Origin of the sequence: Streptomyces odontotermitis (genome assembly GCF_050510915.1) — a bacterium.
Classification (GTDB): Bacteria; Actinomycetota; Actinomycetes; order Streptomycetales; family Streptomycetaceae; genus Streptomyces.
The window spans coordinates 235,097-262,072 of sequence record NZ_JBNJLS010000004.1 but is presented as its reverse complement, the minus strand read 5'-3'; the positions used below and the strand labels follow the sequence as shown (position 1 = coordinate 262,072).

Genomic DNA, 26,976 nt, shown 5'->3' with positions numbered 1-26,976 from the left:
GCAGGCCGGCGGGTGGGCCCGCGGATGGGCCCGGCTAGCGGCCCAGCGCCCGCGCGAGGTACGGCGCCGTCCTGCTCCCCGCGACCGAGGCCACCTCGGCCGGGGGACCCGACGCCACGATCCGGCCGCCCTCGTCGCCGCCGCCGGGGCCCAGGTCGATCACCCAGTCCGCGGCCGCGACCACCGCCATGTCGTGTTCGACCACCACGACCGAGTGGCCCGCGTCGACCAGCCCCTGGAGCTGGCGCATGAGGACCTCGACGTCGGCCGGGTGCAGGCCCGTCGTCGGCTCGTCCAGGAGGTACAGGGTGTGACCGCGGCGCAGCCGCTGCAGTTCGCTCGCCAGCTTGATGCGCTGGGCCTCGCCGCCGGAGAGCTCGGTGGCGGGCTGGCCGAGCCGCAGATAGCCGAGGCCCACGTCCAGGAGCGTGCGCAGGCTGCGCTCCACGGCCGGGGTGCCCGCGCCGGCGAAGAACTCCGCGGCGGCCTCGACGGTCAGGTCGAGGACCTGCGCGATGTTCCGTCCGTGGTAGGTGACTTCGAGGGTCTCGGGGTTGTAGCGCGCCCCGGCGCAGTCCGGGCACGGTGCGTACGTGCTGGGCAGGAAGAGCAGCTCCACGCTGACGAAGCCCTCGCCCTGGCAGGTCTCGCACCGGCCCCCCGCGACGTTGAAGGAGAACCGGCCGACGCCGTAACCGCGGGCGCGCGCCGTGTCCGTGTCCGCGAAGGCCCGGCGCACCACGTCGAAGAGGCCGGTGTAGGTGGCCAGGTTGGAGCGCGGGGTGCGGCCGATCGGCTTCTGGTCGACGCAGACCAGGCGGCCCACGCCGTCGAGCTCCTCGGTGATCTCGCCGATCAGGGTCGACTTGCCGGATCCGGACACCCCGGTGACGGCCGTGAAGGCACCGAGGGGGAACTCGGCGCCGACCTCGCGGAGGTTGTGCCGGGTCACCGGGCCGACCTTCAACCAGCCGCGGGGCGCGCGGACTTCACGTACGGGAGGGGGAGCGGCGTCGAAGAGGAAGCGGGCCGTCGCCGAGTCCGTGACGTCCGCGAGCGCGTCCACGGGCCCGCTGTGCAGGACCTGCCCGCCGTGCTCCCCGGCGTGCGGCCCGACGTCGACGAGCCAGTCGGCGTGCCGGACGACGTCGAGGTGGTGCTCCACGACGAAGACGGAGTTGCCCGCGGCCTTCAGCCGGTCGAGGACCGTCAGCAGGGCCTCGGTGTCGGCGGGGTGGAGCCCGGCCGACGGCTCGTCCAGGACGTAGACGACGCCGAAGAGACCGGAGCGCAGCTGCGTCGCCAGGCGCAGCCGCTGCAGTTCGCCCGCCGAGAGCGTCGGTGTGGGGCGGTCCGGCGAGAGATAGCCGAGGCCGAGCTCGGTGATGGTGGCGATGCGCGCGAGCAGGTCCTCGGTGAGCACCCGCGCGGTCTCGGAGGCGTCGGCGCCCTTGAGGGCGGCGGCCAGTTCGGCGAGCGGGAGCGCGGCGAGCTCGGCGATCGTACGGCCCGCGAACGTGACGGCGAGCGACTCGGGCCGCAGCCTGCTCCCGCCGCAGGCCGGGCACGGCTCGCTCTGCAGGAAGCGCTCCGCCTTGGCGCGCAGCGTCTGGCTCTTGGAGTCCGCGAAGGTCTTCATGACATAGCGGCGGGCGCTCATGTACGTGCCCTGGTAAGGGCGTTGGATGCGGCCCGCGTCCCGGACCGGGTGCACCGTGACCACCGGCTGCTCGTCGGTGAACAGGATCCAGTCGCGGTCGGCCTGGTCCAGCTCCCGCCACGGCCGGTCGACGTCATGGCCGAGGGTCTCAAGGACGTCGCGGAGGTTCTTGCCCTGCCAGGCGCCCGGCCAGGCGGCGATGGCACCGTCACGGATGGACAGGGCGGGGTCCGGGACGAGCAGCGCCTCCGTGGTGCGGTGCACCCGGCCGAGGCCGTGGCACTCCGGGCAGGCCCCGGCCGCCGTGTTCGGCGAGAAGGCGTCCGAGTCCAGGCGCTCCGCGCCCGGCGGGTAGCTGCCCGCGCGGGAGAAGAGCATCCGCAGCGAGTTGGAGAGGGTGGTGACCGTGCCGACCGAGGAGCGCGAGGTGGGCGCCGAGCGGCTCTGCTGCAGCGAGACCGCGGGCGGCAGCCCGGTGATCTCCCCGACCTTGGGAGCCCCCACCTGATGGATGAGGCGGCGGGCGTAGGGGGCGACGGACTCGAAGTAGCGCCGCTGCGCCTCCGCGTACAAGGTGCCGAAGGCCAGGCTGGACTTGCCCGAGCCGGAGACCCCGGTGAACACGGCGAGGACGTCGCGCGGGATGTCCACGTCGATGCCCCGGAGGTTGTGCTCACGGGCGCCCCGGACGCGTACGTAGGGATCGTGGGGGTGGGACATGGGACGGACTCCGTACGCGGGCGGTGCTGGGCAAACCCCAGAATTCTAGGGTGTCACCAAGGAATCAGGCCGGGACCAGACTCGCGAGCCGGGCCAGGCGGCGGAAGGAGTCCACGAGGCCCTCCCGGTCGTAGGTGCTGGTGGTGACCATGATCTCTTGGGCGTCGCTCTCCTTGAGCAGGGTCTCCAGCTGGTCGGTGACCTGCTCCTCGGTGCCGTGGATGTGGCCGCGGAGCCCGGACTCGTAGAAGCCGCGCTCCTTCTCCGTCATGACCCTGGTCAGCGACTCCACGCGCTCGGCGGGCGGCAGGGCCGGGAACGTGCCGTGGGTGCGGGAGTACGCCATGGACCACGCCTCCGGTATCAGCAGGCGGCGGGCGGCCTCCTCGGTGGCGGCGACGGCGACGGTGCCCGCCACGACGACGTACGGCTCGTGCGTCCAGGGGGAGGGGCGGAACGCCGAGCGGTAGGCGTCGATGGCGCGGAGCATCTTCTCGCGGCCCCGGGGGTCGCCGATGACCAGTGGCAGACCCGCCTGCGCGGCGATGGTGGCGCCCTCTCCGGTCGCGAGGACGTACGGCGGGACGGTGAGCCCTTCGGTCGGGCGCGCGTGCACCCCGGTGTCCGAGCTGCCCTCGAAGAAGGCGAGCAGCTCGGTCAGATGCGCGGCGAAGTCGTCGGCGTCGTGCTTGTCGCGGCCGAGGGCCCTGCGGACGCCGTCCGTGAAGCCGACGGAGCGGCCGAGCCCCATGTCGATCCGGCCGGGGAAGAGGGACTCCAGGACCCCGAACTGCTCGGCCACCACGAGGGGTTGGTGGTTCGGCAGCATCACGCCGCCCGTGCCCACCCGGATGGACCGGGTCGCCGCCGCGACGGCCGCCGCGAGCACCGTCGGCGCGGAGCCCGCGACGCCGGGCACGCCGTGGTGCTCGGAGACCCAGATGCGGTGGTAGCCGAGCCCTTCGATCTCGCGGGCGAACGCCACGGTGTCGCGCAGGGCCTGCGGGCCCTCGTAGCCCTCCCGGGTGCGGGAGCGGTCGAGGACGGAGAACCGGGTTTCTTCGATCAGAGAGCTCACGTTGCCTTCAACGTGTGGGCGCCGTCAGGATTCCCGGAGCGGACGGCGAGCTTCCTCGGAGCGCTCAGGTGCGCCCCTCCCGCTCCTGCGCGTCCCGCAGCTCCGCCGACTCCTCGGCCCAGCGGGCCCGTACGACGGTGAAGCCCGCCCGTTCGGCGTCGACGCAGACCAGCTCGTCGTCGTCCACGAGCATGCGGATCTCGCGGTCGCGGGCGAGCCTGCGCAGGATCTCCAGCTTGGTGCGGCGGGCGGGGCGCCGGTCGTGGTCGCGGCGCATCCAGATCCGGCCCGTGGGCAGCCCCTGCCGCGCCAGCCAGTCGACGGTGTCCGCGCGGCACCGCTCCGGGCGCCCCGTGAGGTAGACGACCTCGCACTCGGAGGCACTCTCCAGGGCGAGGGCGACCCCTGGCGCGAGCGGGGGATCGTCCGGGGCGGCGGCGAAGAAGGCGGTCCAGTCGCGCGGCTTGCGCTGCAGGAACCGCTGGCGGTGCCCCGTGTCCGCGAGCGTGCCGTCGAGGTCGAACACGGCCAGAGGTCTGCGGCTGTCGTGGGTCACGTGACCAGCCTACGGAGGGCCGCCCGGGCCCACTCGCCCAAGAGGCCCCTCGTCGGCCCGCGGGCTATGCGCCCTCGTCCTCGTCCTCCAGGCGGAAGCCGACCTTCAGGCCGACCTGGAAGTGTTCGATCTCGCCGTCCACGATGTGGCCGCGAACCTGGGTCACCTCGAACCAGTCGAGGTTGCGGATGGTGCGCGAGGCACGGCTGACGCCGTTGCGAATGGCCTGGTCTACGCCCTCGGGCGCGGTGCCGACGATCTCGGTGACGCGATAGGTGTGGCTGGACATGAGGGGGTGTGCTCCTCTCCGCCGCGGTGGGATGACCTCCACCGTAGTGGCGGCTCCTCTGTCCAGCCTCTTGACCGGCGCTTTGGTCTATACCAAACTCCTGCCCCATCCCGTTCGAGCCACCGGCTCTCCCCACGTCGGGCCCCCTTCCCTGTCCGCAGGCAGAAAGTGACCGACGTGCGCCAGACCTCCCGCCGAACCCTCCTGTCCCTCCCGCTCGCCCTCGCCGGCGGCCCGCTCCTCGCGGGCTGCGGAGCCCTGCCCGGCGGCGGCGAGAAGCGGCGCACCGTCACCGTCTGGCTGATGCGGGGCAGCGCCTCGGCCGGATTCGTCAAGAGCTTCACCGAGGACTTCGAGAAGCAGCACGACGACCTCTCCCTCGACATCCACGTCCAGGAGTGGACCGGCATCGGCCCCAAGGTGAAGGCGGCCCTCGCGCGGGGCGGCGACGGGGCGCCGGACGTCATCGAGGTCGGCAACACGCAGGTCGCCCAGTACGTCGACGAGGGCGGCCTGGACGACCTCACCCTGGAGTCCGCCCGCGACCTGGGCATGAACGAATGGCTGCCTGGCCTCGCCCAGCCGGGCAGCTACCGCGGCAGCCAGTACGGCATCCCCTGGTACGCGGCGAACCGCGTCGTGATCTACCACAAGGAGCTGTTCGCCCGCGCCGGGATCCGCCGCCCGCCGCGCACCCGCGACGAGTGGCTGGCCGACACCCGGCGCCTCGACTCCGGCTCCCAGCAGGGCATTTACCTGGCGGGGCAGGACTGGTACACGCTCGCCGGGTTCATCTGGGACGAGGGCGGCGAGCTCGCCGAGGAGCGCGCGGGGACCTGGGAGGGCGCCCTGCACTCGGCGGCGGCGCTGCGCGGCATGGACTTCTACCGGCGGCTGCAGGCGCTCGGTGACGGGCCCCGGGGCGCGGACGAGGAACACCCGCCGCAGGCCGGGGAGTTCGCGAAGGGCGACATCGCGCAGATCGTCGCCGTGCCGGGCGCCGCGCGTGCGATCGAGCAGAAGAACCCGGACATGAAGGGGAAGCTCGGGTACTTTCCCGTGCCCGGCAGGACCGCCTCCCGGGCCGGCGCCGTCTTCACCGGCGGGTCCGATCTGGTGGTGCCCGCCCGCACCAGGAACCGCAAGGGCGCCGTGGCCGTCATCGAGGCGCTCGCGGGCAAGAAGTGGCAGACCGAGCTGGCCCGGACCATGAACTACGTGCCCAACAAGACGACCCTGGCCGGCGTGGTGGAGGGCGACGAGGCCGTCGCGGCCATGGCCGTGGGGGCGGCGCGGGGGCGCGCCACCCCCGCGTCGCCCCGCTGGGCGGAGGTCGAGGCGGACAACCCGATCAAGGCGTACATGTCGGCGGTCCTGAAGGGGGCGGACCCGGCGCCGGCCGCGCGGGCGGCCTCCCGGCGGATCACCGAGGCCCTGGACGAGAGCCGGGCGTGAGGTGACCCGACGAGAGGCGCCGGCGGCTCGGCCCCCCGGGCCCGACCGGTGCGCTCAGTCCGCCACGCTCAGCGACAGCGCGAAGCGGTCCTCCTCGTCCGTCCACCACTGGGTCAACCGCAGCCCCGCGGCCGCCAGTTCGCCCCGTACGCCCTCCTCCCGGAATTTCGCCGAGATCTCCGTACGGAGTTCCTCCTCGGCCTCGAAGTCGACGGCGAGGTCCAGCGCGGGGATCTTCACCGTCTGGGGCGAGCGGGCGCGCAGTCGCATCTCGATCCACTCGTGGGTGCGGTCCCAGACGGCGACGTGGTCGAAGGCGGCCGGGTCGAAGTCGGCGCCGAGTTCGCGGTTGATGACCGTGAGGACGTTCTTGTTGAAGGCGGCCGTGACGCCCGCCGCGTCGTCGTACGCCGCCACCAGGGTCTTCTCGTCCTTCACCAGGTCCGTGCCGAGCAGCAGCGCGTCACCCGGTTCGAGGAGCGAGCGGACGGAGCAGAGGAACACGGCGCGCTCGGCGGGCAGCAGGTTGCCGATCGTGCCGCCGAGGAACGCCACGAGCCGGGGGCCCGGCGTGCCCGGCAGGGCCAGGCCGCGGGTGAAGTCGGCCAGCAGGGCGTGGACGTTGAGCGAGGGGTGCTCGGCGAGCAGGGCGTGGCCCGCGCCCGTCAGCGCCGACTCGCTGACGTCGACCGGGACGTAGGTGTGCAGGGCAGGGAGGGCCGCGATGAGGTGCCGGGTCTTCTCCGAGGAGCCCGAGCCCAGCTCCACCAGGGTGCGGGCCTCGGTGACCTCGGCGATGCGGGCGGCGCGGCGGTGCAGGATCTCGCGTTCCGCGCGCGTCGGGTAGTACTCGGGCAGTTCGGTGATCTCCTCGAAGAGCTCGCTGCCGCGCGCGTCGTAGAACCACTTGGGCGGCAGCGACTTGAGGAAGGCGGTCCCGTCGGCTCGGGAGGGGGTTTCCCCTGCTCGGGCGGGGTCGAGAGCTCGGGAGGGGGTCCCCCCTGCTCGAGCGGGGTCGAGAGCTCGGGAGGGGGTCCCCCCTGCTCGAGCGGGATCGAGAGCTCGGGGGCGGGTCAGTCCGTGCAGGACGTCGGCGCGCAGGTCGGCGTCGGTGGCGTCCTCGGGCAGGGTCCGGGTCAGCAGGAACGGGCTCACGCGGTGGGCTCCTTGAGCGGGGTCAGCAGTACGTCGGTGCGGCTGGCGGCGAGCAGGGTGCGGTCGGGCACCTGTCGCCAGTGCGGGTCGTCGTCGTAGGGCTCGGAGGCCACGACGGTGCGGCGGTCGGGTTCGGCGCGGTACCAGAGGGTGTCGCCCCAGGCGGTCGCGGCGATCGTGTCGCCGTTGGTGAGCAGGAGGTTGAGGCGCGATCCGGGGGCCGCCTCGGCGACCTCCAGGACCGTGTCCGCGAGGGCCTGCGCCTCCTCGTCGCCGCGCCGCAGCCGGTGCAGGACCAGCGCCCACACCAGGGCCGCGTCACAGCGCGCCTCCAGGTTCAGTACGTCCTCCGGGGGCAGGTCGCGCACGAGCGGCGCGAGCGAGCGGGGCCAGCCCGCCACCGCGCCGTTGTGGCTGAACAGCCACGGCCCGGCCGCGAACGGCGCCGCCGCGGCCTCCCCGTCGGCGCCCGCCACGGTCGCGTCCCGCACCGCCGCGAGCAGCGCCCCGGAGCGCACCACCCGGGCGAGGTCGGCGAAGGACTGGTCGGCCCAGATCGGTCCCTGGCGGCGGTAGCGGGCGGGCACCGGGTCGCCATCGGCGTACCAACCCACCCCGAAACCATCGGCGTTGACGGTGCCGTGCTGCTGTCTGCGCGGCGCCCACGACTGCCGGTACAGGCCGTGCGCGGGCGCCACGAGGAGCGCGCCGAGCGGCTCGGGTGGCCCGAGGAACGCGAGGTGACGGCACATCAGACGCGCCCCAGGGGGCCCGAATCCGTACGGTCGGCCGCCGTCGGCGCGGCGTCCCGGGCGGTGCGGAACCCGGAGAAGATCTGCCGTCGCACCGGGTGGTCCCAGTTGCGGAACGTGCCCCGGCAGGCCACCGGCGCGACGGAGAACGCCCCGCCGCGCAGCACTTTGTAGTCGCCGCCGAAGAACACCTCCGAGTACTCCCGGTAGGGGAAGGCGGCGAAGCCCGGGTAGGGGAGGAAGTCGCTGGAGGTCCACTCCCACACGTCCCCGATCAACTGCCGTACGCCCAGCGGCGATTCCCCCGCCGGGTAGCTGCCCGCGCGGGCGGGCCGCAGATGGCGCTGGCCGAGGTTGGCCCGCTGCGGGGTGGGGTCGGCGTCGCCCCACGGGTAGCGCAGCGAACGGCCGCTCACCGGGTCGTGCCGGGCCGCCTTCTCCCACTCGGTCTCGGTAGGCAGGCGCCGCCCCGCCCAGCGCGCGTACGCGTCCGCCTCGTACCAACTGACGTGCAGCACCGGCTCGTCGGGCGCCACCGGCTCGAGATGTCCGAAGCGGCGCCGCAGCCACTGCCCGCCCTCGCGGCGCCAGAACAGCGGGGCCGCGATGCCGCCCGAGCGGATCATGTCCCAGCCCGCCGGGTCCCACCAGCGGCGCTCCGCGTACCCGCCGTCGTCGATGAAGGACTGGTACGCGGCGTTGGTCACCGGCGTGGTGTCGATGAAGAACGGCGGCACGAGCCGGGTGTGGGCCGGGCGCTCGTTGTCGAGCGACCAGGGCTCGGTCGAGGTTCCCATGGTGAACGGGCCGCCGGGGACCAGGACTTCGGCGGGACCGGTGAACGGCGGCGCGGGCTCCGGCTCCGGCGCGGTCAGCACGGGACCGCCCCGGCGCAGCTGATGGGTGATGAGCATGGTCTCGTCGTGCTGCTGCTCATGCTGCGCGATCATCCCGAAGGCGAAGCCCGCGTCGGTGAGCCTGCTGCCGCGCAGCGGGCTGCTGTCCAGGACGTCGAGGGCCCGCCCCCGCACCTCGGCGGCGTAGCGGCGCGCCTCCTCCGGCGCGAGCAGCGGCAGCGTCGGCCGCTCGGCGCGCGGATGCTCGAACGCGTCGTAGAGCGAGTCGATCTCCGGCCGCATCGCGTCCCGCCCCGCCACCGCGCGCAGCAGCCACAGCTCCTCCTGGTTGCCGATGTGCGCCAGGTCCCACACCAGGGGTGACATCAACGGCGAGTGCTGGGCGGTCAGTTCGGGGTCGTCGACGCACGAGGTCAGCGCCGAGGTGCGCTCCCGCGCGGCGAGCAGCTCGGCGAGGGCGCGGGCGCGCAGTGCGTCGGGGGAGTGGTGGGGGGTGAGGGCATCGGCATCGGTCGTGGGGCGGCCGGTCATCGGCGGGCTTCCTTCCCGGACGCGGGGGTCCCTGAGCGGTGCGTGAGTCGGTCGAGGAGGTCGTCGGCGGGACAGCGGCCGCGCGCGACATGGCGGTCCATGAAGGCGGCGACGGCCTCGACGACGTCGGGCGCGGCACCGATGCGGGGCAGCGCGTCCAGCGCGGCCGCGAAGCAGGCGAGCGCCGCCTCGTGCAGCTCCGGATCGGTGAGGCCCTCGCGCGCCGCGCTCCGCCACAGGGCGTTGGCGGGCGCGGGGCCCGAACCGGCGCGCTCGGCGAGGGGTTTGACGGTCCGGTAGGCGGTCTCGGCCGCCTGCGCGTCGTCGAACAGGGCGCTCGTGACGGCGAGCGGCACCACCCAGCCGTCGTCGCCGGGCTGCGCGTCGACCATGCGCAGCTCCAGGTGGCCGCGGGGGCGCACCGGCGGGAACAGCGTGGTGAGGTGGTAGTCGAGGTCGGCGCGGGTCGGCGGGCGGGGGAGGCCGGAGCGGGTCCAGGCCCGGAAGCTCAGCCCTTCCGGGACGAGCCAGGGCGGCGACGCACCCGCGGCGGCGCCGGGACTGCCGTCGGCGGACTCCCGTGGATCCCGTACGCACATCACCTCCGCGTCGAGCGCGTGCCGCGTCCACGCCGCCCGCGGCTCCTCGTCCAGCGACGGGGCGCCCGCCCGGTCCGCGGCGATGCCCGCCCACACGGCCTGCCGGGTGGAGCGCCACCCGGTCGGACGGCCGTCCTGGAAGGGGGAGTTGGCGAACGCGGCGACCAGGACGGGACCCAGCAGGTGCGCGAGCCGCCAGCGGCGCCCGTAGCCGAGCGGGCCCGGCTCCTCGTACCCGGCGTCCAGGCAGATCTGCACCGACGCCGTGGAGCACATCATGCGGCGCCCCTCCGGGCCCGTGCGGTCGAAGCAGCGCTCCATCGCGTCGTAGCGGGGCCGGCGCAGCACGCGGACGGGCGGGCGCCAGGGGTCGGCGCCGAGTCCGGTGAGGGTGAGCTCGTGGGCGCGCAACGCGGCGCGGACGGCGGCCATGTCGGCCGCCATGCCTCTCACGCAGTCCATGAGGGACGCGGCGGGCAGCGAGCTGAGCTCCAGCTGGCCGCCGGGTTCGACGGTGAGGGCCGAGTGGTGCAGGGGCAGGGCCCGCAGTGCGGCGTAGGCCGTCTCGCGGCGGGCGGAGGGTACGGGCAGGTGGGGCAGGCGCGGGTCGTGGACGAGCCACTCCAGCTCGACGCCGGTGGTGCGGGGCGGCCCGGTCTTGAAGCAGATGCCGTGGACGAGGGCCTCGACCTCGGCCTCGGTCACCGGGTCCCGGACCGGCGTCCGGGGCTTCACCTGCTGTCCGGCCTGCCGGTTCGTACAGTCTCCCTCGGGCATGGGGCCTCCCGTCCGGTTGTCTCGCCTGGTCCGCGGGTCGCGGGCCGTTTCCGATCCAACTCGATGTGGGGTGGACCGAGTTGGCGATGCTCGCTCCACCCAAGACCCTCGCGGCCGTTCGCACAAGAGTGCCCCTCGGGCCGGAAAAGCCTGTTGCGCCGGGCGACGCGCACCGCTCACCATGCGTTCATGTACGAGACGGGGGACGCGGTGCGCGGCGAGGTGCGCGGCATCGCGGGGGTGCGGGCGTGAGCGCCCGGCTGCGCGGACAGGCGCGGCAGACCGAGCAGATCGTCGCGGCGGGCGGGTACGCCGCGCCGGGCGGACACCGCGTGAGCATCGCCGACGAGGTGGCGGCGGCGCGCGCGGGCACGCGGATGTACGGGCCGGAGCCGGTCGCGGTGCCGGAACGGGCGCCCGGCGGCAGGATCGTCGAGGTGACGGGCGAGAGCAGCCTGGAGGCGGCGCGGCGCCTCACGGACACCGGGGACACCGGGGTCATGACGGACACCGGGGACACCCGTGGCACCCGTGAAGGCCCCGTCGCCGTCCTGGACTTCGCCTCCGCCCGCAATCCTGGCGGTGGGTATCTGAACGGCGCGCAGGCGCAGGAGGAGGCCCTGTGCCGGGCCTCCGCGCTGTACACCTGCCTGCTGGAGGCCCCCGAGTTCTACGAGCACCACCGCGCCCACCGCGACCCGTTCTACAGCGACCGCGTCATCCACGCCCCGGCCGTCCCGGTCTTCCGCGACGACCGGGGGCAGCTGCTCGACCGCCCCTACCGAGTGGGCTTCCTGACCTCACCCGCGCCGAACGCGGGAGTGATCGCCCGCAACGCGCCGGAGCGCACCCCCGACGTCCCGCACGCCCTCGCGGCGCGCGCCGAGCGTGTGCTGGAGACGGCGGCGGCCTGCGGCTACCGGCGGCTCGTGCTCGGGGCGTGGGGGTGCGGGGTGTTCCAGAACGACCCGGCGCAGGTCGCGGAGGCGTTCCGCGGCCACCTCGCCGAAGGCCGCCGCTTCGAGGGTCACTTCGCGCACATCGTCTTCGGCGTGCTCGACCGCTCCCGCGCGGCCCCGACCCGGGCCGCCTTCGAGCGAGTCTTCGCGGACCTCGTGGGACAGGGGGCCTAACGCCACCCGTACCGCTCCCTGAGCCGCAGCACGACGAGGTTGAAGCGCATCCGGTCCAGCGCGCACGCCTCCCGCCGCATGCCCCGCTCGTGCACGCGCAGCACCCGGTCGATGTCCACCCACGAGTCGCGCCCCTCCCGGTCCCAGGGCCCGCTGCCGATGGGCACCCAGTCCCGCTCGCTGTCGTGCCGCTTGCTGGACAGCTGCACGGCGAGCAGGGTGCCCGCCGTCTCCCGGGCCACGACGAGGACGGGACGGTCCTTGCCGCGGCCGTCGTTCTCCTCGTAGGGGACCCACGTCCACACGATCTCGCCGGGATCGGGGTCGCCGTCGTGGGCGGGCGCGTACTCGGTGTGGACCCGGCCGACCTCGCGCGGCTCGGCCTCCGTGGTGGCGGTGCGGCCCGTGCGGCCGGGGTTGTCGTTCAGATGCGGATCATCGATGGAAGCAGTCACGCGGGTCACGGTAGGGCCTGACTGGCCCAATCCGCTGAGCGGGGGCGCCGGATGGCCCGCAGGCTCGCCCCATGGTGCCCAACAGAGAACGCAGCCGCAGCCGGCGCATACGCGAGACCTGGATCCCCGTCGCCCTCACCGCCGCCCTGGCCACGGCGGCCCTGACCCCGGCGCCCGCCCGGGCCGAAGAAGCCCCGGAACGGGAGCGCCCCGCCCGCACCGCCTCCGGCTGGCTCCCCTACTGGGAGCAGGAAGCCGGCTACCGCAGCGCCCTCGCCCACGCCGACCGGCTCCACACCGTCAGCCCCTTCTGGTACGAGGTGAAGTCCGCCGGACGCGTCGACGGGCACCCGGGAGCCGGGGACCGCCGCATCATCGACGGGCTGCACCGCAAGGGCATCAGGGTCGTGCCGACCGTCATGGAGAAGCTCCCCAAGGGCGCGCTCGCCGCCGTCGTCACCGACCCCCGGAGCCGTGCCCGGCACGTCGAGGCGCTGCTGCGCGTCGTCGCGAGCCGCGCCTACGACGGCATCGACCTCGACTACGAGACCATCGCGCCGACGCCCACCGCGGCGTACAAGAAGGTCCGCGCCGGATACACCACGCTCGTCACCGACCTCTGCCGCCGCCTGCACGCCCGGCACAAGCAGTGCGTCGTCACCGTCTCCCCGAAGACCGCGGGCAGCGGCCGGATCTGGGACTACCGAGGGCTCGGCGCCGCCGCCGACCGCATGCGGGTCATGGCGTACAACCTGCACTGGGCCGACGGGTCGCCCGGCCCGCTGTCCACACCGGCCTGGTACGGCGAGATCCTGCGCCGCGCCACCGCCGAAGTGCCGCGCCGCAAGCTGGAGTTGGCGCTGCCCGCGTACGGCTGGGACTGGGCCGTCGGCCACAAGGGGCGCGCCCGGCACGTGACGTGGAAGGAGGCGGAGGCGCTGCGCCGCCGCGTCGGCGCCCGCTACCACCTCGACCCGGCGTCCCGGACGCCCCACTTCACGTACAAGGAAGGCAGGACGCAGCGCACGGTCTGGTACCAGGACGCGCGCGGGACCGCGGCTCATCTGGCGGTCGCGCGGCGCTACGGCGTGGTCAACACCTCGGTGTGGGCGCTGGGGTTCGAGGACCCCGCGCTGTGGCGGACCCTCGCGCGCCGGGCGCCGGTGAGCGACGCTGGGCGGCGTTGACCGACGGCGAGCGGCAAGGAGTTGCTGACGAGATGAGTGCGAACGAGGCCGGCCCGACGCGTGCCGACGCGGCAGGCGGCGCGGCGAACGGTGTTGCGGGTGGCGTGGCGGTCGTGACCGGGGCGGCCCGCGGCATCGGCCGCGTGGTCGCCCTGGACCAGCTGGCGCGGGGGCGGCACGTCGTGGCGGTGGACATCCTGGACTCCGTAAGGGAGTTGGAGAAGCACGACGCGGGGCTGGGCCGCCCCCGCGTCACCGCCGTCGTCGCCGACCTCACCGACGCCGACGCCCCCGCCCGGGTCCTCGCCGCCGCGCCCGCGCACCCCGACACCCTGGTCAACTGCGCCTACGCCGAAGAGCGCGCGCCCCTCCTCGACGGCACCGCGGCGGGCTGGGCGCACACCTTCGACGTGTGCCTGCACGCCGCCGTCCGGCTGTCGCGGGCCTTCGCCGGGCCGCTCATCGCCGCGGGCCGCCCGGGTGCGATCGTCAACATCGCGTCCGTGCACGCCCAGTTCGCCTCGCTCGACTACGGCGCCTACTCGGCGGCCAAGGCCGGACTCGTCGCCTTTACGCGCACCGCCGCGCACGAGTGGGGCCCGCACGGGATCCGCGTCAACGCCGTCTCGCCCGGCCTCATCGAGGTCGAGCGCAACGCCGGCCTGCGGCAGGACCCGGCGGCGCTCGCCGCGAAGGTCGAGGTGTATCCGCTGCGGCGGCCCGGACTGCCCGAAGAGGTGGCCGGGGCGGTCGCGTTCCTCGCCGGGCCCGACGCCTCGTTCGTGACCGGCGCGGTCCTGCCCGTGGACGGGGGCCTGTCCGCCCGCATCCCGGAGTCCCACCTCTGACCGCGGGCGCGGAGGACTACGGGGCGGGTTCGGCGGCGCCCGCGTACGCCTCCGGCCACTGCTCGTACCAGCGCTGATCCGCCTCCAGTTGTGCCGCCAGAGAGATCAGGAGCGGTTCGCTGCCCGCCGGGCCGAGGAGCTGCGCGCCGACCGGCAGGCCGCCGGCCACGCGCCCCGCGGGCACGTTCACGCCCGGCCAGCCGAGGACGTTCCACGGCCAGGCGTACGGGCACGCGGCGATCATCGCCCGGTCGGTGCGCCAGCCGCTGAGCTGCGCCATCGCGCCGATGCGGGGCGGGGGCGTCGCGGTGGTCGGCGCGAGGACCACGTCGTACGTACGGAAGATCGCGCCGACCCGGCGGTGCAGGACGCTCTCGGCGCGGCGCGCGAGCCGCAGCGGCGCCCCGCCGAGCAGCCGCCCCATGCGGGCCGCCTCCCGGGTGCGCGGGTCGAGCAGGGCGGGGTCCGGGACCTCGCGGGTCCACTGGGCGATGCCCGCCGTGGCGCGCGGCACGAAGGCGAGCCCGATCTGCCCGTAGCGCGGATCGGCCACCTCGACGTCGTGGCCGAGCGCGACCAGGCGCTTGGCGAGTCCCACGACCTTCTCCTTCACGGCCGGGTCCAGGCGCTTCGGGGTCGCCGTGAACGGCATGCGCACCGAGAGGGCGATCCGCAGGCGGCCCGGTTCGCGGGTGGCCGCCTCGGCCGCGCGGACGGGCGGCGGCCGGTGCAGATCGCCCTCGTGGTTGCCGCTCGCCGCGTCGAGGAGGAGGGCGGCGTCGGCGACGGTCCTGGCCAGCGGGCCGTTCACGGTGATGCCCTGGAACGCCTCGGGCCACGGCCAGGTGGAGATCCGGCCGCGCTGCGGCTTGATGCCCACGAGGTGCGTCCAGGCCGCGGGTATCCGCACGGAGCCCGCGCCGTCCGAGCCGAGCGCCGCCGGGACGAGGCCCGCGGCGACGGCGGCGGCCGAACCGCCCGAAGAGCCGCCCGGGGTGTGGGCGGTGTTCCACGGGTTACGGGTGTCCCCGAAGGCGGGCCCTTCGGTGAAGGGCCACTGGCCCAGCTCACAGCTGTTGCTCTTCGCCACCACCACGGCGCCCGCGGCGCGCAGCCTGCGCACGGCCTCGCAGTCCGCGCTCTGCGGCGGGAAGTCTCCGGCACACCCGAAGGCGGTGGGCTCACCGGCGATGTCCATGTCGTCCTTCACGGCCAACGGCACGCCCAGGAGCGGGCGCCTGCTCGCCTCTCCGGCAGCGAGGGCCTTGTCGGCGGCGTCCGCCTCGGCCAGCGCGGCCTCGGCGCGCACCAGCTTGAAGGCGTTCAGCGTCGGCTGCGCCGCCTCGATCCGCGCGAGGGCCCGCTCGGTCAGCTCCCGCGAGGACACCTCCCCTGCGGCCAGCGCGCGAGCGGTCCGCTGGAGCCCATCGGCACGGTCGGCAGTCATGTGAGGGCACCTTTGCTCGGGGGCGGCTCGGCGGTTTGCTCGGGGGCGGCTTCGGCGGCCTGGCGGTTGTACCGAACGGTAACCGGAGGGGGTGCCAACGGGGAACGGGGGTGGGGGAGTTGGGGTGTCCGGGGTGTCCGGGGTGTTCGGGGGTGACTGGGGTGATCGGGGCGTCCGGGGTTCCCGGGGTTCGGCGGGGTTCGGCGGGATCCGCCTGACGGGCGAGCGGGCCGACGGGGGAGCAGGCCGTGCTCCCTCGCCGAGCCCCCTGCTTCCGGCGCCCGCCCCCTGACCCCGCCGCCCCTCCCGGTGGGGACGCGCCTGAGCCTCTGCTCCGCGCGCCCCTCCCCGTGGTCACGGCGCTCGCGCCGCCGCTCCCGCGCCTGACCATGAGCGCCCCGGTGCACGCGCGGCAGCGCCCCCGTGCCCGCCTGGGAGAGCACCGCGCCGGTCTGCGAAGATGCCCTCGTCATGGTGCAGATACCGAATCCGCAGCCCCCGCAGCCCCCGCACGCCGACGCGTCGAACTCCGGGCCGAGTTCCGCGTCGGGCGCCGTGCCGACGAGCGCCGACGTCGCGCGTCTGGCGGGCGTCTCGCGCGCGACCGTCAGCTATGTCCTGAACAACACCAGCGCCGTCCGCATCAGCGAACCCACCCGCCAACGCGTCCACGAAGCGGCCAAGGAACTCGGCTACGTCCCGCACGCCGCCGCCCGCAGCCTGCGCGCGGGCCACACCCGCATCGTGCTCATGCCCACGCCCCAGATTCCCGCGGGCCCCCTCTACAGCGGCTTCCTCAACGAGCTCCAGTGGGCGCTCAGCCGCCTCGACTACACCGTCGTGCAGTACGGCAGCCTCGGCCTGACCGGCGAGGACGCCGCCCGCGCCTGGGCCGAGCTGCGCCCCGTCGCGGTCCTCGCACCCGAGGCGACCGCCCTCGGCGCGGGCGGCGTCGCGCTGCTGCGGCGCGCCGGGGCCAAGGCCGTCCTGACGCTCGGCAGCGGCGCCGACGAGGGCGCCCACGCCCTGCTCATGGACCAGCGCAGGGTCGGCCACAGCGCGGCCGCCCACCTCCTGGAGCGCGGGCGCCGCCGCATCGGCGTCGTGGTCCCCGAGGAGACCGGCCTCGAACCCTTCTCCCAGCCCCGCCTCGAAGGGGCCCGCCAAGCCGTGCGCGGCACGGCCGCCGAGATCACCGAGCTTCCGCTCGCCTACGAGGAGGAGTCGGCGTCCCGGCTCGCATCGCGCTGGCGGGGGCTCGGGCTCGACGCGGTGTTCGCGTACAACGACGAATACGCGATGCTCCTGATGCGCGCCCTCCAGGACGCGGGCGTCGCGGTGCCGGACGAGACGGCCGTCGTCGGGGCCGACGACCTGATGCTGGGGCGGCTGCTGCGCCCCCGGCTCAGCACCGTCCGCATGGAGCTGCCCTCGGGCAAGAAGCTCGCGGAACTCGTCGACCGCCTCGTCCGTGAGCCGGGCGGGGCGGCCGAACAGCACGACGTGCTGGGAGCGACGACGGTGCGCCGGGAGTCGAGCTGACCCCGGCGCACACGCTCACCAGATTCGTTTGATCCGTTGTTCGTCTGTTCGCCTACTCGCCGGGCTGGTCGTTGCCGGCGGCCTGCTCGGCGGCGACGGCCTTGCGCACCTCGTCCATGTCCAGCTTGCGGGCCTGTCCGATGACGTCGTCCAGGGCCTCCGCGGGCAGCGCGCCCGGCTGCGCGAAGACGGCGACCTGATCGCGGACGATCATCAGCGTCGGAATGGACTGGATGCCGAACGCGGCGGCCAGCTCAGGCTGCGCCTCCGTGTCCACCTTGCCGAAGACCAGGTCGGGGTTGGACTCGGCGGCCTTCTCGTAGACGGGGGCGAACTGCCGGCAGGGACCGCACCAGGACGCCCAGAAGTCGATCAGCACGAATTCGTTGTCCGTGACCAACTGGTCGAAGTTTTCCTTGGTGAGCTCCACCGTCGTGCTGCTCATGCTGATCTCTCCTCGCTAACGGGCTTCGCTGGGGGCTTCCTGCGGCCGTGCCTCTGGTGAAGCCGCTGCCCCGCACAACGACCCGGCGCCGGGTCGTATTCCGCGCGCGTACCCATGTGGCCCCGCCGCACACCTACGACCAGACTGGGCCACATGACGGAACCCAAGACGTATGACGTGGTGGTCCTCGGCGCCGGACCGGTGGGCGAGAACGTGGCGGACCGGGTGCGCGCCGCCGGGCTGAGCGCGGCCGTGGTGGAGAGCGAACTCATCGGCGGCGAGTGCTCGTACTGGGCGTGCATGCCGAGCAAGGCGCTGCTGCGCCCGGTCGTCGCCCGCGCCGACGCCCGCAAGGTCCCCGGCCTCACCCAGTCCGTGCAGGGCCCCCTCGACTCCGCCGCCGTCCTCGCGCACCGCGACTACTACACCTCGCACTGGAAGGACGACGGCCAGGTGGCCTGGCTGGACAGCATCGGCGCCGACATCCACCGGGGGCACGGCCGCCTCGCCGGAACCCGCCAGGTCACGGTGGCCACCCCCGAGGGGCAGACCGTGACCCTCACGGCCCGGCACGCCGTGGCGGTGTGCACCGGCAGCCGCGCCGTCCTGCCCGACCTCCCCGGCCTCGCCGCCGTGCGCCCCTGGACCAGCCGCGAGGCGACCAGCGCGGACCACGTGCCGGACCGCCTCCTCGTGGTGGGCGGCGGCGTCGTGGGCGTGGAGATGGCCACGGCCTGGCAGGCGCTCGGCGCACAGGTCACGCTCCTCGTACGGGGCGACGGACTGCTGCCCCGCATGGAGCCCTTCGCGGGCGAACTGGTGGCGAAGGCCCTCACGGAGGCGGGCGCCCAGGTCCGCACCCAGGCGTCCGTCACGTCCGTGGCCCGTCAAGGGGACACCGTCACGGCCGAGTTGAGCGACGGCACGCGCCTGGAGGCCGAGGAGATCCTGTTCGCGACGGGCCGGGCGCCGCGCACGGACGACATCGGCCTGGACACGGTGGGGCTCACGCCCGGCAGCTGGCTGCCCGTCGACGAAAGCTGCCGCGTCCAGGGCAGCGACTGGCTCTACGCGGTCGGCGACGCCAACCACCGCAACCTCCTGACCCACCAGGGCAAGTACCAGGCCCGCATCGCGGGCGCCGCGATCACGGCGCGCGCCCAGCAGGTGCCCCTCCTCGAGACGGACCCGTGGGGCGCCCACGCCGCCACCGCCGATCACGCGGCCGTCCCCCAGGTCGTCTTCACCGACCCCGAGGCGGCCTCGGCGGGCCTCACCCTCGCCGAGGCACAGGCGGCGGGCCACCGCGTGCGCGCCGTCGACTACGACATGGCGGGCGTCGCCGGCGCGGGCCTCTACGCCCACGGCTACGAAGGCCGCGCCCGCATGATCGTCGACCTCGACCGCGAGGTGCTCCTCGGCGTCACGTTCGTGGGCCCGGGAGTCGGCGAACTCATCCACTCCGCGACGGTCGCGATCGCCGGAGAGGTCCCGATCAACCGCCTGTGGCACGCGGTGCCGTCGTATCCGACGATCAGTGAGGTGTGGTTGCGGCTGCTGGAGACGTATCGCGGCTAGGCACGAACGGCAGGGGGCACGGAGGCCGGCCCTGCGCCGCGACATTCACAGCGGTGGCGTCACCGACAGCACGGTGAGGCCGGCCAGGAGGACCGCTCCGACCGCGCACGCGGTTGCGCAGAGGCGCCGCCGCAGTGCCCGATAGGTCTCCTCGTACTCGGCGCGCAACTCGTCCGCCCGCTCCGCGGTCCGTTGCCACAGCTGACGCGTGAGCGCCGAGTACTCCTCGGCATAGGCGCGTTCGATGTCTTCCCGCTGTGCTTCCGTGAGCCAGGGAAGCTGCTGCACGAAGCGTGTGGCAGCGGCCCTGCCCTCGGAGCGGGCCGCTTCGACCAGGAGGTAGCCCTCGATCTCCCTGATCATGGCGCCGCCACGAGTTCGGCGGGCTCCGAGGCGGCCTCGGGGTGGTGCAGGTCGTATGCCGGTGACTCCGAGCGGATGCGCGGCAGGGCGACGTAGTTGTGGCGCGGTGGTGGGCAGGACGTCGCCCACTCCAGCGAACGGCCGTAGCCCCACGGGTCGTCGGTCTCGACCTTCGTGCCGTACTTCGCGGTCTTCCAGACGTTGTAGAAGAACGGCAGGAGAGACAGGCCGAGGAGGAAGGAGAAGATGGTCGACAGGGTATTGAGCGCCGTCAGGCCCTCCACCGCCAGGTAATCCGGAACGCGGCGCTGCATTCCATTGGTGCCCAGCCAGTGCTGGACGAGGAACGTGCCGTGGAAGCCTATGAACAGCGTCCAGAACGTGATCTTGCCGAGGCGCTCGTCGAGCATCTTGCCCGTGAACTTCGGCCACCAGAAGTGGAATCCGGAGAACATCGCGAACACCACGGTGCCGAAGACGACGTAGTGGAAGTGCGCGACCACGAAGTACGAGTCCGAGACGTGGAAGTCCATCACCGGTGACGCCAGGATGACCCCCGTCAGACCGCCGAAGACGAACGTGATGAGGAAGCCGACCGCCCACAGCATCGGCGTCTCGAAGGACAGCGAGCCCCTCCACATGGTGCCGATCCAGTTGAAGAACTTCACGCCCGTCGGCACGGCGATCAGAAGCGTCATGAAGGAGAAGAACGGCAGGAGCACCCCGCCCGTGACGTACATGTGGTGCGCCCACACCGTCACCGAAAGGCCCGCGATCGCGATGGTCGCGCCGATCAGGCCCATGTAGCCGAACATCGGCTTGCGCGAGAAGACCGGGATGACCTCGGAAATGATGCCGAAGAACGGCAGCGCGATGATGTAGACCTCTGGATGGCCGAAGAACCAGAAGAGGTGCTGCCACAGCAGCGACCCGCCGTTCGCCGCGTCGAAGATGTGCGCGCCGAACTTGCGGTCTGCCTCCAGGGCGAAGAGCGCGGCGGCGAGCACCGGGAACGCCAGCAGCGCGAGCACCGCGGTGAGCAGCACGTTCCAGGTGAAGATCGGCATCCGGAACATCGTCATGCCGGGCGCCCGCAGGCAGATGATGGTGGTGATGAAGTTGACCGAGCCGAGGATCGTGCCGAAGCCGGAGAAGGCCAGACCCATGATCCACATGTCGCTGCCGATGCCCGGCGAGTTCACCGCGCCGGACAGCGGGACGTACGCGGTCCAGCCGAAGTCCGCCGCGCCCTGAGGGGTCAGGAACCCGCCGACCGCGATGAGCGAGCCGAACAGGTAGAGCCAGTAGGCGAGCATGTTCAGGCGGGGGAACGCGACGTCGGGGGCGCCGATCTGCAGCGGCATGATCCAGTTCGCGAAGCCCGCGAACAGCGGCGTCGCGAACATCAGCAGCATGATCGTGCCGTGCATCGTGAACGCCTGGTTGAACTGCTCGTTCGACATGATCTGCGTGCCGGGACGGGCGAGTTCGGCGCGCATGAAGAGCGCCATCACCCCGCCGATGCAGAAGAAGGCGAACGACGTGACCAGATAGAGCGTGCCGATCGTCTTGTGGTCCGTGGTGGTCAGCCACGTCACCCACCGCGGCGACTTCTGGAACTTCTGGAACCTCATGTTCGGTAAGTGTCCGAACGGGTTCAGAAGTTCACAGGTCCCCCTGCCGCGAACATCACAGGGCGGGGGTGTGAAGATCGAGCCCGTGCCGGACACCAACGGATCATGAGCACGGACAGATCATGAGCAGTGACGAAGCCTTCACCGATGCCTACCGCGCGCACTACTGGGCGGTGAGCCGGTTCGTGGCACGCAGGCTGGGGGACGGTGGCGAGGCCGCCGAGGTGGAGGAAGTAGTGGCGGAAGTCTTTGCCATAGTGTGGCGGCGCCGGGACGAGATCCCCGAGGCGCCGCTGCCCTGGCTGTACGGCGTGGCGCGCAACTGTCTGGCCAACACGGTGCGTGGCCTGAGCCGTCGGAGGCGGCTCCTGCACAGGCTCAGCCATCACGAGGTGGCCGCCCGCCGCCAGATCGTGGACAGCCCCGACAGCGAACGGCCCGGCTCCTGGGTCCACGACGCCCTCGCGCAGCTCTCCCCCGCGGATCAGGAGGCTCTGCGCCTGACCGCGTGGGAGGAACTCAACCTGGACGAACTGGCCGTGGCCCTGGGGTGCGGTCGCAGTGCGGCGGCGATGCGCCTGCACCGGGCCCGCCGCAGACTCCGCAGAGAGATCGACCGCATGCAGATGACCGTATCCCTACGATTCGACCCCTCGGCGCGAGAAGGAGGAGCGGACCATGCGTGACGACGAACTGGAACTGCTGCGGGCCGTCAACCCGGTACGGGCCGACGAGGGTCCCTGGCGCGACCGCCCGCTCCACGGCAACGCCGAACGCGCCCTGAACCAGCTGCTGAGCAACGACCGCAGACGCAGGGCTCGCCGCAGCCTCGTCCTGCGCGCGGAGGGGGCGGTGCTTGCGGTGGCCGCCGCGCTCGCCGTCGCCCTCGCCTGCGGTGCGCCCGCCGCACTCGCCGACCCCGCCCCTTCATGCCAGCGAACGTCCTCCGCCGACGCCGGGAGCTGCTGACCGCGGTCGGCGCGCGGACTCCTCGGCGAGGTCATCCGGGGCAGGCACGGGTGACCGGCGATCGAGGCGTCACGCCGATATGGGTCAGCACCTGCTCGGCCAGCTCCTGCGGGGGGAGCCGGCCGTCCAGGAACGCCGTGTCGGCGGGCAGGGTGTCGGCCGCCGCCTCGCAGGGTGCGATCCGCTCCTTGCACCAGCGCCGGACCTTCGCCTCGCGTTCGGGGTCCCCCGGGGCGAGGACCCGGCCGTCGATGCGCTGCTCCAGGACGTCGCGGGGGACCTTGAGGAAGAAGTGGTGGATGCCGAGGGCGGCGCCGCGCAGCGCCTCGAAGATCTCAGCCACGTACACGGGGTCGACCAGGGTCATCGGGACCAGGAGGGGACGGCGGTACTCCTCGACCAGACCGATCGCGAGAGCGGCGACCTGGCGCCGCCACAGCCGGAGGTCCTGGAAGTCCCCGGTGGGCACCTCCACGATCGCCCGCAGCGCGTACCCGACCAACTCCGGGTCGTAGACCAGGGCTTCGGGCCACCGCGGACGCAACTCCTCCACCAACGTGGTCTTCCCGCTGCCGAAGGCACCGTTCACCCAGACGATCACTGTGGTTTCTCCCCGTCCTGAGGCGTGCTCGGGCAGTCGGTCTCGGGCGCCAGGTTCTTCACGCGGCGCCCCGGCCTCAGCTCACCGCCTGCTCGATCAGCGTACTGATCCGTTCCTCGGCCTCCGGCGTCAGCCCGGTCAGCGCGTACGCGGCCGGCCACATCGCGCCCTCGTCGAGGTGCGCCTGGTCGCTGAAGCCGAGCGTTGCGTAGCGCGACTTGAACTTCTGCGCGGCCTGGAAGAAGCAGACGACCTTGCCGTCCAGGGCGTAGGCGGGCATCCCGTACCAGAGCTTCGGTGCCAGGGCCGGTGCGCCGGCCTTCACGAGGGCGTGGATCCGTTCCGCCAGGACCCGGTCCGGCTCCGGCATTTCGGCGATCTTCGCGAGCACATCGCGCTCCGCCTGCGCGGCCGCCTCCGCCTTGGACAGGCGTGACGTGCGCCGGGCGGTCTTGAGCTCCCGGGCGTGGTCCTTCATCGCCGCCCGTTCCTCGTCGGTGAAACCTTCGGACTGTGCGTTGGCTGTCTTGTCGGACGTCGTCTTCTTCATCATTCGTCTCCTTCGTGGTGTGGGTTCAGGCCAGCCAGTTGCCGTCGCGCATCAACGTCCGCCCCGGTAGTTCGTTCGCCTCGCGCCATGCCTGCACACGGCTCGGTGAGAGGCGGAACCAGCGGTACGGCGTCGTCAGCGTGCGCGGGTCGAAGTTGGTGTGTGCGGTGAAGGCGTCGGCCGACTGCCGGGGCAGCGCGTCCACTTCGATGACTTCTGCCGTCGCCTCGATCATCGTCACGTCGCGGGTCGGGCCCAGGCCCAGGCGGGCCGTGCGGGTCGCGGCCAGGTTCCTGCCGGTCGGGCTGTCCGCCGGGGTGGCGACCAGGACCGCCTCGCCGTCCCAGTGGAAGGACAGCGGGACCAGGTAGGGCGTGCCGTCGGGGGAGGCGGTCGCCACCCAGATGTCGACGTCGTGGGCCAGGCGGTGGGCGGTGTCGTGGCGGCGGTCCGTGCGGCTGCGGGGTGCGGGAGTCGGAGGGGGAGAGCAAGCAGGAGGGGAAGCGGGGGTGGTGGGCATGGGGTCTCGGTCCTCTGTGTGTGGTCTTGGGCGGCGGCCCCGGTCGCTCGGAGAGCCGGTCTCTGCTGTGGTCTCAGGTTCCCGCCAACCCGCTCCGGCCGCCTCCGTGGTGACCACGGAACGCACCACGGAGAGCGGCTACTGAGAGCCGCCGCTGAGAGCCGTCGCCTATAGCCACTGCGGAGAAGGACCCGACCGTCATGCCCCTCGAACTCGCCCCCGATAATGCCCCGGTGACCACTCCAGCGATCTCGGCTCGGGAGCGCGACGTGCTCGCTCTCCTCGGGGAGCACCTCAGCAACGCGGAGATCGCCGCGCGGCTGTTCATCTCCGTACGGACCGTCGAGTCCCATGTCTCGTCGCTGCTGCGCAAGCTGGAGGTGGCGGACCGGCGGGCGCTGTCGCGGCGGGCGGCCGAGCTGACCGGTGCGGGGCCGACGCGGGTGGCGGCCGTACTCCCGGCGCCGCTGACCGCCTTCGTCGGACGGGGCCGGGAGCGCGGGGAGTTGGGCGCGGCCGCCAAGGAGCGCAGGCTCGTGACCGCCGTCGGTCCGGGCGGGGTCGGGAAGACCCGGCTGGCCCTCGCGGTGGCGGCGGACGTGGCCGGGGACTTCCCCGACGGAGTGGGCTTCGTCGACCTGGTCCCGGTGACCGATCCGGCACGGGTGGGCGCGGCGGTCGCCGCCGCCGTGGGCGTGGGCGAGCAGCCCGGGCGCGACATCGACGCGGCCCTGACGGCCGCCCTTGCCGACCGGCGGATGCTGCTCGTGCTCGACAACTGCGAGCATCTGCGCGACGGAGTGGCCCCGTTCCTGGAGCCGCTGCTCGCGGCCTGCCCGGGCGTACGGGTGCTCGCCACCAGCCGGGCCCGCCTCATGGTGCCCTTCGAGTGGGTCTTCCCGGTACCGCCGCTCTCGCGGGCCGGTGGCGACGACTCCGAGGCGGTGGCCCTGTTCATGGACCGGGCGGCGGCGGTCGGGCAGCCGCTGGGCCCCGCGGTGAGCGAAGGCGTCGTGGACATCTGCGAACGGCTCGACGGCATGGCCCTGGCCATCGAGCTGGCCGCCGCGAGGTGGTCCACGCTCGGCCTGGACGGCCTCGCCTCCGGCCTCTCCGACCAGCTGCGCATCCTCAGCGGCGGCTCCCGCGTCGACGAGCGGCACCGGTCGGTGCGCGCGGTCCTCGACTGGAGCCATGACCTGCTGGAGCCGTGGGACCAGGCGCTGTTGCGCCGGGTGTCGGTGTTCGTCGCGCCGTTCACGGCTGAGGCGGCCGCCGAGGTTTCCGGGATTAAGGCGCTGGAGCCCGCCGCGGTCGTCGACGGGCTCGGCAGGCTCGCCGAGCAGAGCCTGCTGGCCGTCGTGCCGTCCGAGACCGGCACGCGGTACCAGGCCCTGGAGACCATTCGGCAGTACGGGAGGGAACGGCTCGACGACGCCGGTGAGTCGGTCGTGGTCCGGTCCCGCCACGTGGAGTGGTGCCTGGCCGCCGCGAACGGGCTGGCGGAGGGTTCGGGCGCCGACTGGCGTGCCCGGTTCGACGCCGTCGCGGACGATCTGCGGGCGGGCCTCGCCTGGGCGGGAGACCGGCCGGAGCTGCGCGCGGCCGCCCGCCGCCTCGCCGTGTCCCTGGCCGAACTCGCCTTCACCCGGAACCTGTTGGACGAGGCGCAGGAGCGGTACGAGCAGGCTGCCCGGCTCGCCGCCGCCTCCGACGTCGAGGCTGCTGACGTCGCCGCGGGTGCCTCAGGCGCCTCCGGTGCCGACGCGCTGCGGAACGCCGCCGCCGTGGCCGGGTGCCGCAGACTCGGCGACGACATGTTCCGGCTCCACCGTGCGGCCGCGGACGCCGCGTTGCGGGCCGGGGACCGCGTCGGGGCGGGCCGCGACCTGGCGGCCGCCGCCACCGTCGCGTACCGCTTCTCCACCTCCTTCACGCGGCTGCCGACCGTGGCCGAGGCGACCGCCCTGCTCGCGCGGGCCCGTGAGCTGTCCGGCGACGCCGCCCACGCGGCCGTGACCCTCGCCGAAGCGGCGGTTCTCGCCGACGCCTTCGGCGCGCTGCAGGGGGACACGGACAACTCCGTGCACGAGACCGTCGCGGCCGCCGAGCGTGCCGTCGGGGCGGCGCGGCGCGCGGGCGAGCCCGTGGCGGAGTCCGCCGCCCTCGACGCGCTCTCCGGCGCCCGGAGTTGGACCGGTGACGCCTTCGCCGTCGCGGCCGCCGCCCGCCGCCGCGTCGACATCCTGGCGTCCGTGCCGCCCACCCCCGCCGCCACGCACGAGGTGATGGACGCTCTCGCCATGGCCGCGGGAACCGCCCTCGGCGCGGGTGACCTGCCCCGGGCCCGGCGGTGGGGCGAGCGGCTCGCCGGGCATCCGCTGCTGGCCGAGGCGGGCCACCACGCCACCTGCTGGATCCTGACCGCCGACGCCTTCGCCGGTCACGCCGACGCGGTGCTGAGCCGCAGCGTGCGGTTCGTCGACGCGTGGGAGCGGAGCGGCCGCCAGCGCTCGCTCTCCCTCGGCGCGGCCGCCTCGGCGGTGGCCATGGTCCACGGGCTGCGCGGCGACGACGCGGAACGGGAGCGCTGGCTCGCGGTGTCCGGCCGGGCCGACACGGCGCCGGAACACCGGCACGGCTACGGCGCGGTCCTCGACGCCATGGTCCTGCTCCACCACGGGGACGCCGAGGCCGCGGCGGAGCGGCTCGCGCCCGAGCCGGAGCAGGTGTGGAAGTGGGTGTGCTGGATCTGGCTGCACTGGTACGTGGCCCTGCGGGCGGAGGCGGCGGTGCTCGCCGGGCACCCCGAGGCTCGGGCCAGGGTCGCGGCCGCCCGCGCCGTGGCCGAGGGCAACCCGGTGGCCGCCGCCCAGGTCGAGCGGGCGCAGGCGCTGCTCGACGGTGACCGGCCGCGGTTGCTCGCCACGGCGGCGGCGTTCGACGCGGCCGGCTGCCCCTACCAGTCGGCGCGCACGCTGCTGCTCGCCGGGGGCGCCCACGCCGCCGCGGGCGAGTCCGCGCTCGCAGCCCTGGGTCTCGCCCCCATCAGCGCCCGCTAGCCACCCCGTCCACGTCCCCCCACCGGAGTTCCCGGACCCGCCGCTGCACCGAACCCGCCGACCCCGCCGACCCCGCCGCTGGACTTGCCGGTCCGGCTGGCCCTCTCGGACCCGCCACCGGTCTCACCGGTCTCACCGGTCTCACCGGTCTCACCGGTCCTGCCTGTCCCGCCGGTGCCGCCGGGTCTGCCGGACCCGCCACCCCCTCCCGGC

25 protein-coding genes are annotated in these 26,976 nt (G+C 73.7%); 9 read left to right on the top strand and 16 right to left on the bottom strand.

The window, feature by feature from the left end:
* Positions 1–34: 34 nt before the first annotated feature.
* The 4 genes from ACQB60_RS14605 to ACQB60_RS14590 all read right to left on the bottom strand — a co-directional run bounded on the left by ACQB60_RS14605 (position 35) and on the right by ACQB60_RS14590 (position 4,303).
* Positions 35–2,380 carry an ATP-binding cassette domain-containing protein gene (locus tag ACQB60_RS14605; protein ID WP_496926378.1) on the bottom strand — a complete coding sequence of 782 codons (2,346 nt, stop codon included), beginning with the start codon at positions 2,378–2,380 and terminating at the stop codon, positions 35–37.
* Positions 2,381–2,444: 64 nt separating this feature from the next.
* On the bottom strand, positions 2,445–3,458 hold the full coding sequence (locus tag ACQB60_RS14600; RefSeq protein ID WP_496926377.1) for an MsnO8 family LLM class oxidoreductase: 1,014 nt from the start codon (positions 3,456–3,458) through the stop codon (positions 2,445–2,447).
* 64 nt (positions 3,459–3,522) lie between these two features.
* Entirely contained in the window at positions 3,523–4,014 is a 492-nt protein-coding gene (locus ACQB60_RS14595) for a phosphatase domain-containing protein (protein ID WP_496926376.1), read from the bottom strand.
* 64 nt (positions 4,015–4,078) lie between these two features.
* Positions 4,079–4,303 (bottom strand): dodecin, encoded by a 225-nt coding sequence (locus ACQB60_RS14590; protein ID WP_496926375.1) that lies wholly within the window; start codon positions 4,301–4,303, stop codon positions 4,079–4,081.
* Between the two features lie 177 nt (positions 4,304–4,480).
* On the opposite strand from ACQB60_RS14590, the gene ACQB60_RS14585 reads away from it, so the two are divergent.
* Positions 4,481–5,758: an extracellular solute-binding protein gene (locus ACQB60_RS14585; RefSeq protein WP_496926374.1), complete on the top strand. Its 1,278-nt coding sequence runs from the start codon at positions 4,481–4,483 to the stop codon at positions 5,756–5,758.
* Between the two features lie 54 nt (positions 5,759–5,812).
* Here ACQB60_RS14585 and egtD read toward each other — a convergent pair whose 3' ends face one another.
* The 4 genes from egtD to egtA are packed head-to-tail and all read right to left on the bottom strand — an operon-like array spanning position 5,813 to position 10,429.
* On the bottom strand, positions 5,813–6,913 hold the full coding sequence (gene egtD / locus ACQB60_RS14580; protein ID WP_496926373.1) for an L-histidine N(alpha)-methyltransferase: 1,101 nt from the start codon (positions 6,911–6,913) through the stop codon (positions 5,813–5,815).
* Positions 6,910–7,665, bottom strand: a complete 756-nt coding sequence (gene egtC / locus ACQB60_RS14575) for an ergothioneine biosynthesis protein EgtC (protein WP_496926372.1) — start codon at positions 7,663–7,665, stop codon at positions 6,910–6,912. Before egtC ends, egtD begins: the two co-directional genes overlap by 4 nt.
* Positions 7,665–9,053 carry an ergothioneine biosynthesis protein EgtB gene (gene egtB / locus ACQB60_RS14570; RefSeq protein ID WP_496926371.1) on the bottom strand — a complete coding sequence of 463 codons (1,389 nt, stop codon included), beginning with the start codon at positions 9,051–9,053 and terminating at the stop codon, positions 7,665–7,667. The genes egtC and egtB overlap by 1 nt, the downstream gene beginning before the upstream one ends.
* Positions 9,050–10,429, bottom strand: coding sequence for an ergothioneine biosynthesis glutamate--cysteine ligase EgtA (egtA, locus tag ACQB60_RS14565; RefSeq protein WP_496926370.1), 1,380 nt, complete (start codon positions 10,427–10,429; stop codon positions 9,050–9,052). The genes egtB and egtA overlap by 4 nt, the downstream gene beginning before the upstream one ends.
* Positions 10,430–10,677: 248 nt before the next feature.
* Between egtA and ACQB60_RS14560 the strand changes: the two genes are divergently transcribed.
* A complete protein-coding gene (locus tag ACQB60_RS14560; RefSeq protein WP_496926369.1) occupies positions 10,678–11,562 on the top strand; it encodes a TIGR02452 family protein in 885 nt (294 codons plus the stop codon).
* Here the strand turns inward: ACQB60_RS14560 and ACQB60_RS14555 are convergent.
* On the bottom strand, positions 11,559–12,026 hold the full coding sequence (locus ACQB60_RS14555) for a type II toxin-antitoxin system PemK/MazF family toxin (RefSeq protein WP_496926368.1): 468 nt from the start codon (positions 12,024–12,026) through the stop codon (positions 11,559–11,561). The two genes, ACQB60_RS14560 and ACQB60_RS14555, sit on opposite strands and share 4 nt — an antisense overlap.
* Positions 12,027–12,088: 62 nt before the next feature.
* Here ACQB60_RS14555 and ACQB60_RS14550 point away from each other — a divergent pair, with 62 nt between their 5' ends.
* Together ACQB60_RS14550 and ACQB60_RS14545 are read left to right on the top strand one after the other, a co-directional pair.
* Positions 12,089–13,204, top strand: coding sequence for a glycosyl hydrolase family 18 protein (locus ACQB60_RS14550; RefSeq protein WP_496926367.1), 1,116 nt, complete (start codon positions 12,089–12,091; stop codon positions 13,202–13,204).
* 32 nt (positions 13,205–13,236) lie between these two features.
* Entirely contained in the window at positions 13,237–14,052 is an 816-nt protein-coding gene (locus tag ACQB60_RS14545) for an SDR family NAD(P)-dependent oxidoreductase (RefSeq protein WP_496926366.1), read from the top strand.
* Between the two features lie 16 nt (positions 14,053–14,068).
* Here the strand turns inward: ACQB60_RS14545 and ACQB60_RS14540 are convergent, their stop codons facing one another.
* Complete coding sequence (locus ACQB60_RS14540) at positions 14,069–15,499, bottom strand: amidase (RefSeq protein ID WP_496926365.1); 1,431 nt, start codon at positions 15,497–15,499, stop codon at positions 14,069–14,071.
* A gap of 471 nt (positions 15,500–15,970) precedes the next feature.
* Here ACQB60_RS14540 and ACQB60_RS14535 point away from each other — a divergent pair, with 471 nt between their 5' ends.
* Positions 15,971–17,041: a LacI family DNA-binding transcriptional regulator gene (locus ACQB60_RS14535; protein ID WP_496926364.1), complete on the top strand. Its 1,071-nt coding sequence runs from the start codon at positions 15,971–15,973 to the stop codon at positions 17,039–17,041.
* Positions 17,042–17,093: 52 nt separating this feature from the next.
* Here the strand turns inward: ACQB60_RS14535 and trxA are convergent, their stop codons facing one another.
* The gene (gene trxA / locus ACQB60_RS14530; protein ID WP_496926363.1) at positions 17,094–17,486 is read right to left on the bottom strand and encodes a thioredoxin; all 393 of its coding nucleotides are present in this window, start codon (positions 17,484–17,486) and stop codon (positions 17,094–17,096) included.
* A gap of 153 nt (positions 17,487–17,639) precedes the next feature.
* Between trxA and ACQB60_RS14525 the strand changes: the two genes are divergently transcribed.
* The gene (locus ACQB60_RS14525) at positions 17,640–19,064 is read left to right on the top strand and encodes a dihydrolipoyl dehydrogenase family protein (RefSeq protein WP_496926362.1); all 1,425 of its coding nucleotides are present in this window, start codon (positions 17,640–17,642) and stop codon (positions 19,062–19,064) included.
* A 45-nt stretch (positions 19,065–19,109) separates the two neighbouring features.
* Here ACQB60_RS14525 and ACQB60_RS14520 read toward each other — a convergent pair whose 3' ends face one another.
* Together ACQB60_RS14520 and ctaD are read right to left on the bottom strand one after the other, a co-directional pair.
* A complete protein-coding gene (locus ACQB60_RS14520; protein ID WP_496926361.1) occupies positions 19,110–19,427 on the bottom strand; it encodes a hypothetical protein in 318 nt (105 codons plus the stop codon).
* A complete protein-coding gene (ctaD, locus tag ACQB60_RS14515) occupies positions 19,424–21,061 on the bottom strand; it encodes an aa3-type cytochrome oxidase subunit I (RefSeq protein WP_496926360.1) in 1,638 nt (545 codons plus the stop codon). Before ctaD ends, ACQB60_RS14520 begins: the two co-directional genes overlap by 4 nt.
* 122 nt (positions 21,062–21,183) lie before the next feature.
* Between ctaD and ACQB60_RS14510 the strand changes: the two genes are divergently transcribed.
* The gene (locus ACQB60_RS14510; protein WP_496926359.1) at positions 21,184–21,747 is read left to right on the top strand and encodes an RNA polymerase sigma factor; all 564 of its coding nucleotides are present in this window, start codon (positions 21,184–21,186) and stop codon (positions 21,745–21,747) included.
* On the top strand, positions 21,740–22,030 hold the full coding sequence (locus ACQB60_RS14505) for a hypothetical protein (protein ID WP_496926358.1): 291 nt from the start codon (positions 21,740–21,742) through the stop codon (positions 22,028–22,030). Before ACQB60_RS14510 ends, ACQB60_RS14505 begins: the two co-directional genes overlap by 8 nt.
* Positions 22,031–22,061: 31 nt before the next feature.
* Here ACQB60_RS14505 and ACQB60_RS14500 read toward each other — a convergent pair whose 3' ends face one another.
* From ACQB60_RS14500 to ACQB60_RS14490, 3 genes are all read right to left on the bottom strand, one after another.
* Positions 22,062–22,631, bottom strand: coding sequence for a P-loop nucleotide/nucleoside kinase family protein (locus tag ACQB60_RS14500; RefSeq protein ID WP_496926357.1), 570 nt, complete (start codon positions 22,629–22,631; stop codon positions 22,062–22,064).
* 76 nt (positions 22,632–22,707) lie between these two features.
* Positions 22,708–23,181: an iron chaperone gene (locus ACQB60_RS14495; protein WP_496926356.1), complete on the bottom strand. Its 474-nt coding sequence runs from the start codon at positions 23,179–23,181 to the stop codon at positions 22,708–22,710.
* Positions 23,182–23,206: 25 nt separating this feature from the next.
* Positions 23,207–23,701 carry a pyridoxamine 5'-phosphate oxidase family protein gene (locus ACQB60_RS14490; RefSeq protein WP_496926355.1) on the bottom strand — a complete coding sequence of 165 codons (495 nt, stop codon included), beginning with the start codon at positions 23,699–23,701 and terminating at the stop codon, positions 23,207–23,209.
* 233 nt (positions 23,702–23,934) lie between these two features.
* Between ACQB60_RS14490 and ACQB60_RS14485 the strand changes: the two genes are divergently transcribed.
* A complete protein-coding gene (locus ACQB60_RS14485; RefSeq protein ID WP_496926354.1) occupies positions 23,935–26,763 on the top strand; it encodes an ATP-binding protein in 2,829 nt (942 codons plus the stop codon).
* Positions 26,764–26,976: the final 213 nt, after the last annotated feature.